Annotated in this window: 16 protein-coding genes; 1 reads left to right on the forward strand and 15 read right to left on the reverse strand. The window is 55.2% G+C overall.

Going from position 1 to position 15,640, the window contains the following annotated elements:
• Positions 1–9: 9 nt before the first annotated feature.
• Together ubiD and pepE are read right to left on the reverse strand one after the other, a co-directional pair.
• Complete coding sequence (gene ubiD / locus D9980_RS18265) at positions 10–1,506, reverse strand: 4-hydroxy-3-polyprenylbenzoate decarboxylase (protein WP_121608050.1); 1,497 nt, start codon at positions 1,504–1,506, stop codon at positions 10–12.
• A 214-nt stretch (positions 1,507–1,720) separates the two neighbouring features.
• Positions 1,721–2,446, reverse strand: coding sequence for a dipeptidase PepE (gene pepE / locus D9980_RS18270; protein WP_121608051.1), 726 nt, complete (start codon positions 2,444–2,446; stop codon positions 1,721–1,723).
• A 232-nt stretch (positions 2,447–2,678) separates the two neighbouring features.
• Between pepE and rfaH the strand changes: the two genes are divergently transcribed.
• Positions 2,679–3,167, forward strand: a complete 489-nt coding sequence (gene rfaH / locus D9980_RS18275; protein WP_024485469.1) for a transcription/translation regulatory transformer protein RfaH — start codon at positions 2,679–2,681, stop codon at positions 3,165–3,167.
• Between the two features lie 42 nt (positions 3,168–3,209).
• Here the strand turns inward: rfaH and hemB are convergent, their stop codons facing one another.
• The 13 genes from hemB to D9980_RS18340 form a co-directional block, all read right to left on the reverse strand.
• On the reverse strand, positions 3,210–4,232 hold the full coding sequence (hemB, locus tag D9980_RS18280; RefSeq protein ID WP_024485468.1) for a porphobilinogen synthase: 1,023 nt from the start codon (positions 4,230–4,232) through the stop codon (positions 3,210–3,212).
• A gap of 14 nt (positions 4,233–4,246) precedes the next feature.
• The gene (tatD, locus tag D9980_RS18285) at positions 4,247–5,029 is read right to left on the reverse strand and encodes a 3'-5' ssDNA/RNA exonuclease TatD (RefSeq protein WP_121608052.1); all 783 of its coding nucleotides are present in this window, start codon (positions 5,027–5,029) and stop codon (positions 4,247–4,249) included.
• A 52-nt stretch (positions 5,030–5,081) separates the two neighbouring features.
• Positions 5,082–5,852: a Sec-independent protein translocase subunit TatC gene (tatC, locus tag D9980_RS18290; RefSeq protein ID WP_121608053.1), complete on the reverse strand. Its 771-nt coding sequence runs from the start codon at positions 5,850–5,852 to the stop codon at positions 5,082–5,084.
• A 3-nt stretch (positions 5,853–5,855) separates the two neighbouring features.
• Complete coding sequence (gene tatB, locus D9980_RS18295) at positions 5,856–6,428, reverse strand: Sec-independent protein translocase protein TatB (protein WP_065685044.1); 573 nt, start codon at positions 6,426–6,428, stop codon at positions 5,856–5,858.
• A gap of 3 nt (positions 6,429–6,431) precedes the next feature.
• On the reverse strand, positions 6,432–6,698 hold the full coding sequence (gene tatA, locus D9980_RS18300) for a Sec-independent protein translocase subunit TatA (RefSeq protein ID WP_024485464.1): 267 nt from the start codon (positions 6,696–6,698) through the stop codon (positions 6,432–6,434).
• A 129-nt stretch (positions 6,699–6,827) separates the two neighbouring features.
• Complete coding sequence (gene ubiB, locus D9980_RS18305) at positions 6,828–8,459, reverse strand: ubiquinone biosynthesis regulatory protein kinase UbiB (RefSeq protein WP_024485463.1); 1,632 nt, start codon at positions 8,457–8,459, stop codon at positions 6,828–6,830.
• Entirely contained in the window at positions 8,456–9,064 is a 609-nt protein-coding gene (locus D9980_RS18310; RefSeq protein ID WP_024485462.1) for an SCP2 domain-containing protein, read from the reverse strand. Before D9980_RS18310 ends, ubiB begins: the two co-directional genes overlap by 4 nt.
• A gap of 13 nt (positions 9,065–9,077) precedes the next feature.
• Positions 9,078–9,833: a bifunctional demethylmenaquinone methyltransferase/2-methoxy-6-polyprenyl-1,4-benzoquinol methylase UbiE gene (ubiE, locus tag D9980_RS18315; protein ID WP_021181470.1), complete on the reverse strand. Its 756-nt coding sequence runs from the start codon at positions 9,831–9,833 to the stop codon at positions 9,078–9,080.
• A 78-nt stretch (positions 9,834–9,911) separates the two neighbouring features.
• Positions 9,912–11,459, reverse strand: coding sequence for a DNA recombination protein RmuC (rmuC, locus tag D9980_RS18320; RefSeq protein ID WP_121608054.1), 1,548 nt, complete (start codon positions 11,457–11,459; stop codon positions 9,912–9,914).
• 146 nt (positions 11,460–11,605) lie between these two features.
• Positions 11,606–12,919: an OprD family outer membrane porin gene (locus D9980_RS18325; protein ID WP_121608055.1), complete on the reverse strand. Its 1,314-nt coding sequence runs from the start codon at positions 12,917–12,919 to the stop codon at positions 11,606–11,608.
• Between the two features lie 108 nt (positions 12,920–13,027).
• Entirely contained in the window at positions 13,028–13,810 is a 783-nt protein-coding gene (locus D9980_RS18330; RefSeq protein WP_238393734.1) for a histidine phosphatase family protein, read from the reverse strand.
• 291 nt (positions 13,811–14,101) lie between these two features.
• Positions 14,102–14,632: a DedA family protein gene (locus tag D9980_RS18335; RefSeq protein WP_121608057.1), complete on the reverse strand. Its 531-nt coding sequence runs from the start codon at positions 14,630–14,632 to the stop codon at positions 14,102–14,104.
• An 86-nt stretch (positions 14,633–14,718) separates the two neighbouring features.
• Positions 14,719–15,501 (reverse strand): tyrosine-protein phosphatase, encoded by a 783-nt coding sequence (locus D9980_RS18340; protein WP_024485457.1) that lies wholly within the window; start codon positions 15,499–15,501, stop codon positions 14,719–14,721.
• Positions 15,502–15,640: the final 139 nt, after the last annotated feature.

Below are 15,640 nucleotides of genomic sequence, written 5' to 3' on the forward strand. Positions count from 1 at the left end.
CACTGGCGCTTAAAGCGTCGGTTCTCTGTCACTTAATATGGCGAGCTCATCCCAGATGTCATCGATGCGCGCACGCACCTTCTCATCCATCTTGATCGGACGGCCCCACTCTCGTTGGGTTTCTCCCGGCCATTTATTGGTGGCATCCAGGCCCATCTTCGATCCCAGCCCGGAAATCGGCGAGGCGAAGTCCAGATAATCAATCGGCGTATTCTCCACTAAAACGGTATCCCTTGCCGGATCCATTCGGGTAGTGATCGCCCAAATCACGTCATTCCAGTCACGCGCATTCACGTCGTCATCGCAAACGATGACAAACTTGGTATACATAAATTGGCGTAGGAAAGACCAGACCCCCATCATTACGCGTTTGGCGTGCCCTGCGTACTGTTTTTTGATGGTCACCACCGCCAGGCGATAGGAACACCCTTCCGGCGGCAGGTAGAAATCGACGATTTCCGGGAATTGTTTTTGCAGGATCGGCACGAACACTTCGTTCAGCGCCACTCCCATCACCGCTGGTTCATCCGGCGGGCGACCGGTATAGGTCGAGTGATAAATCGCGTTGCGCCGTTGGGTAATATGGGTCACGGTAAAGACGGGGAAGTGGTCGATCTCGTTATAGTAACCGGTGTGATCGCCATACGGGCCTTCCGGCGCCAGTTCCCCTTGCTCGATATAGCCTTCCAGCACAATTTCCGCGCTGGCGGGAACTTCGAGATCGCAGGACAGACATTTGACCACTTCGGTCTTGTTGCCGCGCAACAGCCCGGCAAAGGCATATTCAGACAGATTATCCGGCACCGGCGTCACCGCGCCCAAAATGGTGGCAGGATCGGCCCCCAGCGCAACGGCAACCGGGAAACGTTCACCAGGATGTTCCTGACACCACTCCTGATAATCCAGTGCGCCGCCACGATGCGAGAGCCAGCGCATAATCAGCTTGTTCTTGCCCAACACCTGCTGGCGATAGATCCCCAGATTCTGTCGTTCTTTATGCGGGCCTCGGGTAACCGTCAGCCCCCAGGTGACCAGCGGTGCGGCATCTTCCGGCCAGCAGTGCATCACCGGAATACGGCCAAGATCGACATCTTCCCCTTGCCACACCTGTTCCTGGCACGGGGCAGAGCCCAGCACCTTGGTCGGCATATTCAGCACTTGCTTGAATTTGGGGACCTTGTCGAACAGATCGCGAAAGCCCTTCGGTGGCTCCGGCTCTTTGAGGAACGCCAACAGCTTGCCCACTTCGCGCAGCGCACTGACGTCTTCCTGCCCCATCCCCATCGCCACCCGCTTGGGCGTGCCGAACAGGTTACAGAGCACCGGCATATCGTAGCCTTTCGGGTTTTCGAACAGCAATGCCGGGCCGCCTGCTCGCAGCGTACGATCGGCAATTTCTGTCATTTCCAGATAGGGATCAATCGGCTGGCTGATGCGTTTTAGTTCCCCTCTCTTTTCCAGCAACGAGAGGAAATCGCGTAGGTCACGGTATTTCATGCAAGCCATTACACCATTGATTTATAGAAGATTTAAACGACGAACCCGGAAAATATCAAGGTGGTTCGACGTTTAATTAACTGGCTGATTTTAAGGCGTTTCACAGCAAAGAGATAGATTAACAAATTCTAGCCAATCTGCCCACATTAGCGCTACTGGTTTGGGTTGTCATCACAATGCTGAATCTCTAGGGGCGCCGCATGCTGCGCCCCCCTTCGGTTTATCAATGGCAGATGAACGGCACCAACGAGCGCAGCGCCAAAGTATCATGATATTCCTGTATCTCTACTCCGTGGCGGAACACTTTAAAACCCTGCTCCCTGGCGCTGAAGTAGCGCAGATCGTTGCCGCAGACGTGTAGCAGGCTGCCTTCACGCAGTGCGACAACCGACTCGCTTGGGTTCACCGCACAGAACTCTGCCAGGCGCTCATCACGGGTTTCACCCATGTGGCCGCTGATATGGGCATCGATGTAATGTGGGTTGATCTGTACCGGGAACAGCCCCAGCGCAGGCAACACGACGCTGTTACGCACCGGCATATCGTTGGTGGTACGGATGCTCGGCGTCGCCACGTTGCAACCAGCGCTCCAACCCACATAAGGTACTTCGCGCTCACGCACCGCACGCTGAATTGGCACAATCAGGCCATTTTCATGCAGCATCTGGTTCAGCATCCAGGTATTGCCGCCGCTGACCAAAATACACTCGGCCTGTGCGATCGCCTCTGCCGGAGACTCGGCATGGTGGATGCTGGTAACCTTGATACCCAACGTCTGCGACAGTTCCTGCGCACGCTGGTCGTAATCACCACGGATCATGGCATAAGGAATAAAAACGGCTGACGTGATGTTACGGCGTTCAATCATGGCCAACAGCTGGCTCTTGGCATAACCGAGCAGTTCGGCCTCGCCGGAAAGCTTGCCGTTACTTAGCAAAAATAGCTCCATGTCTCTCCCTCAGTGCAAGAATGATTAAAGACGTCACATTGAGCATCTGACCTCTGTGACAGTCGCAAATTTTGAACCTATGGTTATACCTGAACTGGGTAATCAAGTGTGTGACTTTACGCGGGCTACGGGGGATTGCAGTCACTAATGGCAACAGATGGATACTTGCGTCACTAGGTATCCGCGGTGGCTTTTGGTATGCTTAACGGCTGACAGAAAGGCATGTGAAACTATGGAATCTTGGTATTTACTTTATTGTAAGCGCGGCCAGCTCTTACGGGCCCAGGAACACCTGGTAAGGCAAGCCGTCAACTGCCTGAGCCCAATTATTACGTTGGAGAAAATCGTGCGTGGCAAGCGTACCGCCGTTAGCGAACCGCTATTTCCCAACTACCTGTTTGTTGAATTCGATCCGGAACGTATTCACACCACTACGATCAGTGCAACCCGTGGTGTCAGCCACTTTGTGCGATTTGGAGCCTTACCGACCCAGATACCTTTACAGGTTATCGAAGAACTCCAGACACATAGCGAAGAATTCTATGTGGATCCAGAGACCCCGCAGCCGGGCGATACGGTGTTGATCACCGATGGCGTGTTCGAGGGCCTACATGCGATCTACACCGAACCTGACGGTGAAGCCCGCTCAATGCTGCTGCTGAATCTGATCAACAAGCAGATTAATCAGAGCATCGATAACCGGCAGTTCCAAAAACTTTAATGCAAGCAGGCACCCAAAGGTGCCTGTTTTGTCTGCTACCGATTAACGGCGCATCGCATCATCATGCAGCCACTGGGCAACACGCTTGGCGAAGTAGGTCAGCACACCATCAGCCCCGGCACGCTTAAAGCACAGCAAGGATTCCATCACCGCCGGTTGCTCCTGCAGCCAGCCGTTCTGGATCGCCGCCATATGCATCGCATATTCGCCCGATACCTGATAGGCGAAGGTCGGCACCCCGAAGGTATCTTTGACACGACGCACCACGTCCAGATACGGCATCCCCGGCTTCACCATCACCATATCCGCGCCTTCCTGCAGATCCTGAGCAATCTCTTGCAGGGCTTCGTCGCCGTTGGCCGGATCCATCTGATAGGTTTTCTTGTTGCCGCCTTTCAGGTTACCGGTGGAGCCGAGCGCATCACGGAACGGGCCGTAATAGCATGAGGCATATTTGGCGGAATACGCCATGATCTGGGTATTCACCAGGCCTTGCAGCTCGAGTTGATCGCGGATAGCGCCGATGCGGCCATCCATCATATCGCTGGGAGCCACGATTTCGGCACCGGCTTCTGCATGAGATAGCGCCTGGCGAACCAGAATTTCTTTGCTGATGTCGTTGATCACGTAACCATGCTCGTCGATCACGCCGTCCTGCCCATGGGTCGTATACGGGTCGAGCGCTACATCGGTCAGGATCCCCAGCTCCGGCACGGCATCTTTCAACGCACGCACGGTACGCTGCACCAAACCATCCGGGTTGTAGGCTTCCTCGGCATGTAGCGACTTCAGGCCAGACTCAATCACCGGGAACAGAGAGATCACCGGTACGCCGAGCTTGGCAATGGCTTCTGCCTCTTTGATCAGCAGATCGATGCTCATGCGCGATACGCCAGGCATCGAGGAAACGGCTTCCTGGCGGTTGCTGCCTTCCATAACAAAGACCGGGTAGATCAGGTCATTGACCGTTACCTGATTCTCGGCGACCAAACGGCGGCTGAAGTCATGACGGCGCACACGGCGCATACGGCGACCAGGGAAGGTGCCCGGAAATGCATAGCTCATAATTTTCTCCTAACTCAGACCAGCCGGAATAACCGGCGGGCATTCTCATCAGTTTTCTGGCCCAGCCACGCGGGATCTTCTTCGCGCCAGGTCGCAACCTGCCGAATGATATGGGGCAGAAAACAGGGTTCGTTGCGGCGAGATGCAGGTTTCGGGTGTAAATCCCGGGGCAACAAATAGGGGGCATCGGTTTCCAGCAGCAGACGATCGGCTGGGATTTGGGGTAACAAGGCACGCAGTTCCAGACCCCGGCGCTCATCACAAACCCAACCGGTGATACCGATCGACAGCCCAAGCGCCAGGCAGTCTTGTAACTCTTCGGCGCTTCCGGTGAAGCAATGCACGACTGCGGCGGGCAGTTTATCCAACCAAGGGGTCAGCAGTGCAACAAAACGTGCGTGTGCGTCGCGACAATGCAGGAATACCGGCATATTGAGCTCGGCGGCCAATGCCAGTTGAGCGTTGAAAGCCAGTTCCTGCTGTGCCGGAGTGGAAAAATTGCGGTTAAAATCCAGCCCACATTCGCCAATGGCTGCCACGAAGGGCTGCGATGCCAACCGGTGAATGTGCTGTGCGACCTCATCGTTCCAACTGCTGGCATCATGCGGATGCACGCCAGCCGTAGACCAGCAATAGCCACTATGCGCACGGGCCAGGTGACTGGCCGCCTCGCTTTGCTGTGCGTTGGTGCCGGTGATCAGCATCCCCGTTACACCTGCGGTTTTGGCTCGCTCAACCACCTGTGTGGCATCTTTGGCAAATTGGGAGCTGGTAAGGTTGACGCCAATATCAAACATGGTTTTTCCAAAGCAAAAGCCGCCCGATGGGCGGCTTAGGGACAGACGAGTATCAGGAGGCTGGTGGCTCTTCGCCTTCCTCTTCTTCCTCTACCGGCTTGCGCCGCTTCCCGACATAGAAACGGGCGAAGAATACCCCGACCTCAAACAGCAGGTACATCGGGATCGCCAACAGGGTTTGCGAGAACACGTCTGGCGGCGTCAACAGCATGCCGACCACGAAAGCACCAACCAGCACATACGGGCGTTTCTTACGCAGGTCATCTGGCGTAGTAACACCGCTCCAGCACAGCAGAATAATGGCAACCGGCACTTCAAAAGCCACGCCGAACGCCATAAACAGCGCCATGACGAAACTCAGGTAGTTGCTGATATCGGTCGCAATCGTGACGCCGATGGGTGCAGTTTTGGCAAAAAAGCCAAAGGCCAGCGGGAACACGACAAAGTAGGCAAACGCCATCCCCAGATAGAACAACAGGCTGCTGGAGACCAGCAACGGCATCATCAGGCGGCGTTCATGCTGGTACAGCGCAGGAGCGATAAAGGCCCAGACCTGATAGAGAATGAAAGGCGCGGCAACGATCACCGAAACCATCATCGTCAACTTGATCGGAGCAAAGAAGGGTGAAGCCACGTCGGTGGCGATCATGCTCGCCCCAGCAGGCAACTGATCGATCAGCGGTGCAGAAACGATCTGATAAATATCGTTAGCGAAAAACACCAACACAATAAAGATCGCCAGCACGCTGATGATCGAATTCAACAGCCGCTTACGCAGTTCAATCAGATGACTGATAAGCGGTTGGGTATCTTCAACGGCCATGTTTTAACGTTCGCCACTAGGTTGTTGAGACGCAGGGGATTTATCCGCCACAGGCTCTGGGATGGCCTGCTTTGCAGGGATTTGCTGATCCACGACCGTTGCCTGAGCCACGGGGGGCACCACCGGCTCGCTTTGCACGGCTGGCGCAGGTTCGGTGGGCTGCGGTGTGGCAACAGGTGCCGAAGCGGTAGTCGCCGCTTCCGCCGGAGTCACGCCGTCGTGAATGGCTTCAGGATCGGTGACCACTGGATTGTGAATGGTATGCGGCGGCTCGTCCTTATCGACGTGATAAGAACGTTTCAGCGACTCAGCCGCCTCTTTCAGCTCATCCATTGAAGCTTTGAGTTCCGGCGTTAAATTCTGCAAGCCCGCTTTCTCTGCCTTCTTCAGGCTTTCCTGCAGTTCTTGCAGCTTCAATTCCTGTGTCAGCTCATTCTGCACCGAAGCTGCCAGAGAGCGCAGCGCTCGGATCCAGCCCGCAACGGTTCTGACCGCCACTGGTAACCGTTCTGGCCCAAGTACCACCAGGCCAATCACCAGTACCAGCAGCAGTTCACCAAACCCAATGTCAAACACGGTTTATACCTGCTCTTTGTTCTTCGACTCTTCCGCTGCTTTCACTTCCGGCTGCTTATCGGTGATAGGCTTGGCCGCAAAGTCTGCATCGTGGTTGGTTTTTTCAGTCGTATTGGTTGGCGCTGCGCTGTTGTCGTCGCCAATCGCTTTTTTGAAGCCCTTGATTGATGCACCGAGATCGGAACCCAGCGTACGCAGTTTGTTGGTACCAAACAGCAGCACCACGATCACCGCGATGATCAACAATTGCCAAATACTAATACCGCCCATTGTACTTACCTCTGGTTTAAAAAAGGGTCTATTTCAAGCTGCCGCATTATATACCCTTCATCTTTGTGTTGGATATGCCCCGTTTTTGCAGAGCTGCAGCGACAACGCTTAACCTGATGGTTAATTTATTCAGACGGTGCGTTTCCAACCGACGACCCAGGCCACTACGCCTGCGGCCATCATCCAGGCAGGGAACACCTCTACGCCTCCCAGCAGTAAAATCGTACCACTGACTAACAGTGTAGCGCCAACCCCGAACAAATACCGTGATTGACCTTGCCGAACGCGTTGCGCCTGCATCTGACCGGTCAATTTATCGACGCTTTGTTGCAACAGTTTATGCTGTTGCAGACTGTCATAAAACAATTCAGGTAACTCCGGCAGTTTCTCGGCCCAGAACGGCGCTTTTTCTTTCAGCGCGCGGATCACCGCCGGAATGCCTACCTGATCCCGCAGCCAGCTTTCAAGGAACGGCTTCGCCGTGGTCCACAGATCCAGCTGCGGATAGAGCTGACGGCCAAGGCCCTCAACGTACAGCAGCGTCTTTTGCAGTAATACCAGCTGCGGCTGCACTTCCATATTGAAGCGGCGTGCGGTGTTGAACAGGTTCAACAGCACGTTGCCGAACGAAATTTCCGCCAGCGGTTTTTCAAAAATCGGCTCACAGACGGTACGGATGGCAAACTCGAAATCTTCCACGTTGGTATCACGCGGTACCCAGCCAGAATCAACGTGCAGCTCCGCCACCTTACGGTAGTCGCGGTTGAAGAAGGCGATAAAGTTTTCCGCCAGATAGCGCTTGTCGTCTTTGTTCAGTGAACCCACGATACCGCAGTCGATGCCGATATAACACGGATCTTCCGGGTGCTCATAGCTAACGAAAATGTTGCCTGGGTGCATGTCGGCATGGAAGAAGCTGTCACGGAACACCTGGGTAAAGAACACCTGGACGCCACGCTCGGCCAGCAGTTTCATATTGGTGTTCTGCTGTTCCAGAGCCGCAATATCCGACACCGGGATGCCGTAAATCCGCTCCATCACCAACACGCTCTCACGGCAGTAATCGGAGTAAACCTCTGGCACGTAGAGCATCGGGCTACCGTCAAAGTTACGGCGCAGTTGGATGGCGTTGGCCGCTTCACGCAGCAGGTTCAGCTCATCGAGCAGGGTTTTCTCATATTCACGCACCACTTCGCGCGGGCGCAGACGGCGACCGTCCGGCATCAGCTTGGGTACCCAGCCTGCCAGGCGATACATCAGGCGCACATCGGCTTTAATAATCGGCCCAATGTCTGGGCGGATCACCTTAAGCACCACTTCTTGGCCGGTCGTTTTCAACCGGGCGGTATGCACCTGGGCAATCGAAGCCGACGCCAGCGCCTGCTGGTCAAAGTCATCGAACCAGGTTTCCAGCGGGCCGCCCATCGCCAACTCGATATGCTTACGCGCCAGCGCACCATCGAACGGTGCCACTCGGTCCTGCAACAGCGTCAGTTGGTCGGCAATATGGGGTGGGAACAGATCGCGGCGGGTCGACATCATCTGGCCGAACTTGATCCACACCGGACCCAGCTCTTGCAGCGCCAGGCGCAGGCGTTCGCCCAACGGCTGGTTTTTATGGCGGTTCGGCATCCAGAACAGCAGGCGACGGCCAATGCGCAGCGGCAGCGTCAAGCGCATCTTGGGGATCAGTTCATCCAGTCCATAGCTCAGGAAAACGCGCACGATCAAATACAGGCGGCAAATTTCGCCAGGGGTCATCGCTTACCCTCCAACTTGTCCAGACGAGCAATCAGTGCGTCCACACTGCGAACGGTGGCATCAACCTCTTCGTTAAACCACACCACTTCAAGCGGGCCGGGAGCCATACGCCACTCTTCGGTCAGCGTTTCGGCCACGTAGCGTTGCTGGCTCTGCAAACCGGATTTCAGCAGGCCTAAACCTTTACCTACGATCTGACTAACCCCTTGCGCGGCGATGTCGCCCACATAAGGTGCCAGCCATTCCGCCGGATCCCACTCTGCCAGATCGAGCAAACCGACCAGCTGTTGCACCACCTGAATATCGCCTTCGACAATCAGCTCGCCGCTACGCATCAGCGGGGAAAGTTGCTGACGATCGCGCAATTTCAGCAGCACCGGTACGCGGGTTTGCACCGTACAGTCGGCACTATCTTCTGATTGGCCGAGCACATCCACGCGCTGTTCGCTGAACAGCAGAACCAACGGCGAAGAGAGTTCCTGTAGCTCGATACGTAACACTTTACCCGCCAGCCGTTGGCGGGCAGCTTTCATGCTGCGATCGCGAAACAGCAGGCTATTGAGCGAGGTTTCGAGCACGCCGGTCAGTAACGGGGTTAGCAGCATCGGCATTTCCATATCAGAACTTGAAGCCCCGGTGCAGCGCCACGATGCCACCGGTCAGGTTGAAGTAGTTGACGTTCTCGAAACCGGCCGCAGCCATCATACCCTTCAGGGTTTCCTGATCGGGGTGCATGCGGATCGATTCTGCCAGATAGCGGTAGCTGTCCGGATCTTTCACCACCAGCTCACCAATTTTTGGCAGCACGTGGAAGGAATAGGCGTCGTAAGCCTTGCTCAGCGGCTCCAGCAGCGGCTTGGAAAATTCCAGCACCAGCAGGCGGCCACCCGGTTTCAGCACGCGGAACATCGAACGCAGCGCTTTGTCTTTATCGGTGACGTTGCGCAGGCCAAAGGAGATGGTGATGCAGTCAAAATAATTATCTGGGAACGGCAGCGCTTCGGCGTTGGCCTGCACGTAGCTGATATTGCCAACAATGCCGTGGTCACGCAGCTTTTCGCGCCCCATCTTGAGCATGGAATCGTTGATATCCGCCAGCACCACCTGCCCCTGCTCACCCACCATGCGGGAGAACTTGGCAGCCAGATCGCCAGTACCACCGGCCAGATCCAGCACACGCTGGCCGCGGCGCACGCCGCTGCAATCGATGGTAAAACGCTTCCAGATACGATGGATACCAAACGACATCAGGTCGTTCATCACGTCATATTTTGCCGCTACCGAGTGAAAAACGTTAGCCACCATGGCCTGCTTCTCGTCTCTTGCTACGGTACGAAAGCCAAAATCGGTGGTTTCCTGCGCTTGATCTGCCATTGTCCTGCCTGCCATTCAGTCAATTTAGTGTCGTGGAGTGTACCAGAAAGCCGCGTAATACCCCACCTTGCAACGGCATCATCCGTGCGATGCGCGATGTGGTTCTTCGTTGCTATCATCGTTCTCTTCCCCCGGTAGCGAGGCGATATCCTCGTCAGGCTCGGAGAGCAGCTCATCATCCTGTTGTTCCGATGCCTGCTGCGCCAAAAGCGGGTTGATGGGGCGTTTAATTTCAACCCCAAGCGCGCGGAAGCCCTCAATGCGGCCGATAAGATTACCACGGCCTTCGCTCAGTTTATTCATCGCCTGGTGATAACTGCCCTGCGCCCTATCCAGGCTCTGCCCCAGGGCCGACATATCGTCTACGAACAGGCGCATCTTGTCATACAGCCGGGCGGCGCGATCGGCGATCCGTTGGGCGTTCTGGCTTTGGTGCTCATAGCGCCACAGGTTGGTAATGGTTCGCAGTGCCACCAGCAAGGTGGTTGGGCTGACCAGCATGATGTTATGTTGCAATGCCTCACTAATCAGCTCCGGCTCACGATCGATGGCCAGCAGGAAGGCCGGTTCCACTGGGATAAACATCAGCACGTAATCCAGCGAACGCAGGCCAGGCAGTTGTTGATAATCCTTACGGCCCAACACGCGAATGTGCCCGCGCAGCGAAGTGATATGCTCGGTCAACGCCGCTTCCCGTTCGAAGTCATCTTCACTGTTGAAATAACGCTCATAGGCCACCAGCGACATTTTGGCGTCGATCACCACGTCTTTACCCTGTGGCAAACGTACGATCACGTCTGGCTGCATACGGCTTTGGCTATCCAGCCGCACATTAACCTGTGTCTCATACTCATGCCCTTCGCGCAGGCCAGAGGCTTCCAACACGCGGCTCAGCACCACCTCGCCCCAGTTACCCTGGGTTTTGTTATCGCCTTTTAGTGCCTTGGTCAGGTTGAGTGCCTCGCGAGCCATTTGCGCATTCAACTGTTGCAGATTACGGATTTCGTGCGTCAATGTATGGCGTTCGCGTGCTTCCTGGCCAAAGCTATCCTGCACCTGGCGGCGGAAACCGTCCAACTGCTCGCGTAACGGCAGCAACAGGCGATCCAGACTTTGCTTATTTTGCTCATCCACCTTGCGGCCGCTGTTTTCGAAAATGCGGTTGGCCAGGTTCTCAAACTGGGTGGTCAAACGTTGTTCACTGCTGATCAACAGCCGCTGTTTCTCTTCTGCGGCCATCCGGGTCTCTTCCAGGCGGATCGTCACCTCACGCAGTTCGGCTTCCTGAGCGCTGTTGACTTCACGCTGTGCCCGTAGCTCCTGGTTCAGCAATTCACATTCATTGCGCCAATGGTTGAGCTGTTGCAGTCTCTCCTGCCCGGCGGCCAGTTGGCTGTGCAGGGTGCGCAGTTCCAGATCGTTTTGCCGTAGCCGTTGTTCGTGGCTTTGCAGCGTCTCTTGGCGGGAGGCCGTTTCAAGCTGCGCCTGCTGTAAAGACTGCTCCAGCAGACGCAGGTCGGTTTCATGTTGCGCACCGTGCTGCTGCGCACGCAGGCTGGCGATCAGCCACCCCAGCAGTAAACCTATCGCCACACCACCAATACCGTAAATCAGACTGGTATCCACCCTGCCTCCTGTCATACATGCATGCGCTTGCGGCGCGTATTGCGCCCATTGCCTGTCACGTTAAAGGGAGCCTGTATGGATGTCCAGTCTGTTTTTATGTGGAAGTGAGCACGGTAACCAAGGCATTACCGTGCAGATAAGGCGGGTTAAAACAGTTTGAAGCGATATTCGGCGATAAACTCGCCGGACAGTGAGTGGGAGAGCTGGGAATGCCCATCCACCAGTATCGGCGTTTTATTGCTGTTCTTATAAGACCAGCCCGGCCCGGCCATGGCGAATACCGTCAGGTTTTTCAGCTTGGGATGGGAGGGAGCCCAGCGGCCAAAGACGTTGATCTCACCGGTACGCACCGCGGCACCTTGATAGCTGAACTGGCCCACGTTGCCCGCCAGCCCGGCAGTAAACTCAGGCGTGATGCGGTATTCGGCCATGGTGGCCAGCATGGTTTCGCCATCGCGCATGTAGTCTTCACCGGCATAAGCCATGGAGGTAAAGGTACCGCGTGAGTTTTTGGACATATGTCGGGGATAGAAGCCAAGCTGACCGTCCCCCTTCGGTGCTCGCGTATGGGCGATGCCGACCTTGACGCTCCACAGCGGCTCCTGCCATTTGGCATCCAGCGCAAAATGGTTGGCGTTATGATCGAAGTTGCGCTTGCTCAGCGCCATCTGTTTGTACTCGTCCAGCGCCTGAGTGGTGTAAATCTGGCTGCCGAGGCTGAGTTTTTCATTGGCTTTGTAACCCACGCGTAGGATCTGGCGGCGTAAATAGTCCTGAGATTCCCCATAGGCCAGTTGCCCATTGAATTGCTTATTCTCATAGCCCAGCTCAGCGCTGGCGAGATGGTTGATATAGCGGCCATCGTTGGTCTGCAAACGCAGGCTGTCAGGGGAGTTACGATCCATAGAACGTTCAACATACGCGCCGCGCAAAGAGAGCCCGGCACCGGACACGCCACCGGACCAACCCAGGTAAGTCGTAGGCGACAGGCGAGTGGAGGTGGAAATCACGCCGTAGTTACGCAATACCTGCCAGCCCGCCTGCGCATTCAGCGCCGCGCCGCCCACGTCGCCTTTCAGCTTGATATAGCGTTGGCCCACCTTGCTGTAGCCAGCAGCATTCTCTTTGTTGTTGCCTGGGCCGTTGTTATACAACACCCCACGTGTATTGAAGTAATCGCTGGCACCCAGCTTTACCGCACTGTAGTAATCGAAGTTCACGCCGATAAAGTCCGCCAGATAGCCGGACTGATAGCCCAGTGCCAACCCTTGCCCCCAGGCGTTATGCACCTCTTTTGGGTTGGCTGCATCTTCCTTGAGATACTTCCAGTAGTTTTTCAGCGACAGTTCAGCATGGCTGTCGCTGAAAAAGGGCGAATTCAGGACGTCATCAACGCTGGCCTGGGCCACGGTGGAGAATAGCGAAATAGCGACCAGACAGCTTAAAGCAGAACGTTTCATTATTGTTATCCCCGAAAAAGGTATAGAAAATCCCTGCCGAGGCGATATGCTATCGCCTCAGATAATATCCCCAAGCCAAAAGGGTGAGTTATTTTTATTGCGTAATAATCAAGGTGCTTTATTTAGTAACGCTTTCCCTTTAGCGACATAAGTCATATCGCCAATATCGGTTACGGTATATTTTCCGTCTTTATAAGTCATCTTGACGACTGCCGCATTAGTCAGTGGCTTATTTTTGTTCGGGTTATCGGTCATATCAGAAATCATCATCTGCATCGAGAGCCCGGAAGAGACCGCCAGGATGTTTTTATCCCCATTCTTTACGGCATTCTGCACCATGGTATGCAAGGCTTGTTGCATACGGGTTTTGACCTGCAGCGCACTTTCCGCCTCTTGCTTATCATCGCTTTGCGTGATGGCATCCACCATCGGGATCAGGCTGATCTTGCCTTCGCCCATTTGCTTGAACATCTCGCCACCAGAGGCCAGGCCCAGCTTCTTGGCAGCAGCGTCGGCCATTTCTGCGTTAGCGCGCCCTTCAAAACCGCCGAAGAACATTTCGCGCAGGTCGGTCAGTTCCGTGACCTTGGCGTCCGACTTACCCATTTCCTTGAGGATCACCTGCATCGTTTCACGCTGGCGGCCAGCGTCGCTGGTGTAGAAGCTATCGAAAGGGATCCCCTTCAACCCGGCACCCAGATAGCGCGCGGTTTCGATCCCGGCCGGTGTCAGCGGTGAGTCAGCCCAGCCCTGCACGCGATCGTAGGTATTGAGCAGCGTTTTACCGTGGCGAGCAAAATAGATATCGACGCTGTCGCTTTGCGCGGCAGTTACGTTGAAGGCCGCAGCAGAGGAAACGGCAAGTACGGAGGCCAGTAACCAGGTTTTAATTTTCATTAATTTTTCCTTAGTGAACAAAATAACGTCTATAGGTTAATTTTTTTAATCATCGGCAGATCATTTGCCAAAATAAGGGCGAAAAAAAACCCAAACCCATGACATTGGTTCGTCAACGGGTTTGGGTTTTGCCTGTTTATTCACAGTAACAATCCACTTATTGGGAAAGTAACACTGTTAAAAAAATAAGGGAATTAAAAAGCGTCAGATAAGGATAAATTCGTGATCGAATTCTCACTGTGACGCTGAATAATTAAAATACGAGGTTATTGGCAAGGCGCCGGTTCATGCCATCCACTGGGTAAACCATTTGATACCAAAGGCGCCTGGTGCCAGGATGCCGAAGGCCCAGACCATTGCCGAGGCCACATTGGCAATCTGGAATGCGGTTTGCGGCATGGCGCAGATGCCCCCCACCAGCGGCACTACGGCGCGCAACGGTCCGAAGAAGCGCCCAAAGAAGATACCCAGCACGCCCCAGCGCTCAAAAAACGCATGACCACGCACCAACAGCTGTGGATTGCGTGACAGCGGCCACATATGAGCGACACGCCCCTGATAGTGATAACCGACCCAATAGGAGAGCCAGTCACCAAAGAAGGCACCAGCAGCGGCGGCAGCCCAAATCGGCCAGAAGGCAATGCCGCTCTCGCCAATCAACGCCCCCAGCCCCAGCAGAATAACCGTGGCAGGCAACAACAACGAGAGGAAGGTCAGCGACTCGCCAAACGCCAGGAAGAAGACGATCGGGATCGCCCAGGCTTCATGCTGGCGCACTGTTTCGCTAACCCAGTTAATCACGTCATTGAGGTTCATAGCCTGCTCCTTTTGAGAACGGATCCGGCCTCAAGGATACGCAGTACCCTACCTCACTGGCTAAACTCCGGTTAAACATGGCGCCGTTATTCCAGATAGAGCGCCTGCAACGTCTCGAGCTGGCTTTGCCCCAGCCCATATTCGGCCTCCAACCAACGGTTGGTGGAACCATATTGCTCATGAATGCAACCCAACGCAGTCGCCAGGAACTCTTCACGTGCACTGAGTACATAGGCAAACTGCGCCACCGAAGCATCGTTCAGGCGGCTGGAGATCTGCTCCAGCATGTGTTCACGATAGCTCGCCAACGTGGTTTCCGTCAGCAGATAGTCTTCCATTACCGTAGCCTCATCCGCGCCCAGCGCCAGCAGCACCATCGCCGAACCAACGCCGGTACGATCTTTGCCTACCGCACAGTGCTGCACAATCGCACCGCCTTCAGGCTGAGCCAGCAGTTGCGCCAGTTGGCGATAGGCGGCGTTATTGAACGGCAGGCGGCGGTACAGCTCCAGCATAAAGACCCGGGCATCAAACTTGGCCAGCGTTTCGTCGGTGAGTTTTTCAAGGTTGGCATTCACTTCGCTGCTGAGCGGATTGGCCGGCACGTGGTAATAGTCGGCTCCCGACCATAGCACGTCAGGTTTGGCCTGCACTTCGTCGAAGTCGCGGTAATCCAGCACCGAACGCATTGGCATCTGAGCCAGGTAGCTGCAGTCGTTTTCGCTCAACCGATCCAGTGCACCGGAACGAAACAGCAGCCCGCGTTTAATACGGCGACCATCGGCCACGCTGTTGCCGCCTAAATCGCGGAAGTTGATGCCACCGTCTAACGGCGCAAGTGAAGGATGGAGCAGGATCTGAGCGGTCATAAGACGTCCTTACATTGATTGTCTCGGGATATGCCGCCACATCAGCCGGCAATCGGCAAACACAGACAACAGAAGGCCAGCAGCATGACGCAGAGGAGGATAACCGTAACAGAAGGAGAAACGGGCCGTCAAACGGCCC

It is taken from the genome of Serratia sp. 3ACOL1, assembly GCF_003668775.1.
Classification (GTDB): Bacteria; Pseudomonadota; Gammaproteobacteria; order Enterobacterales; family Enterobacteriaceae; genus Chania; species Chania fonticola.

Excerpts from the sequence above, each read along its gene's own strand:
- pepE (WP_121608051.1), bottom strand. The coding sequence starts at position 2,446 with ATGGAGCTATTTTTGCTAAGTAACGGCAAGCTTTCCGGCGAGGCCGAA.
- ubiD (WP_121608050.1), bottom strand. The coding sequence starts at position 1,506 with ATGGCTTGCATGAAATACCGTGACCTACGCGATTTCCTCTCGTTGCTG.
- D9980_RS18325 (WP_121608055.1), bottom strand. The coding sequence starts at position 12,919 with ATGAAACGTTCTGCTTTAAGCTGTCTGGTCGCTATTTCGCTATTCTCC.
- hemB (WP_024485468.1), bottom strand. The coding sequence starts at position 4,232 with ATGAGCTATGCATTTCCGGGCACCTTCCCTGGTCGCCGTATGCGCCGT.
- ubiB (WP_024485463.1), bottom strand. The coding sequence starts at position 8,459 with ATGACCCCTGGCGAAATTTGCCGCCTGTATTTGATCGTGCGCGTTTTC.
- tatC (WP_121608053.1), bottom strand. The coding sequence starts at position 5,852 with ATGGCCGTTGAAGATACCCAACCGCTTATCAGTCATCTGATTGAACTG.
- tatD (WP_121608052.1), bottom strand. The coding sequence starts at position 5,029 with ATGTTTGATATTGGCGTCAACCTTACCAGCTCCCAATTTGCCAAAGAT.
- rfaH (WP_024485469.1), top strand. The coding sequence starts at position 2,679 with ATGGAATCTTGGTATTTACTTTATTGTAAGCGCGGCCAGCTCTTACGG.
- D9980_RS18340 (WP_024485457.1), bottom strand. The coding sequence starts at position 15,501 with ATGACCGCTCAGATCCTGCTCCATCCTTCACTTGCGCCGTTAGACGGT.
- ubiE (WP_021181470.1), bottom strand. The coding sequence starts at position 9,833 with ATGGCAGATCAAGCGCAGGAAACCACCGATTTTGGCTTTCGTACCGTA.
- D9980_RS18310 (WP_024485462.1), bottom strand. The coding sequence starts at position 9,064 with ATGCTGCTAACCCCGTTACTGACCGGCGTGCTCGAAACCTCGCTCAAT.
- tatA (WP_024485464.1), bottom strand. The coding sequence starts at position 6,698 with ATGGGCGGTATTAGTATTTGGCAATTGTTGATCATCGCGGTGATCGTG.
- D9980_RS18335 (WP_121608057.1), bottom strand. The coding sequence starts at position 14,632 with ATGAACCTCAATGACGTGATTAACTGGGTTAGCGAAACAGTGCGCCAG.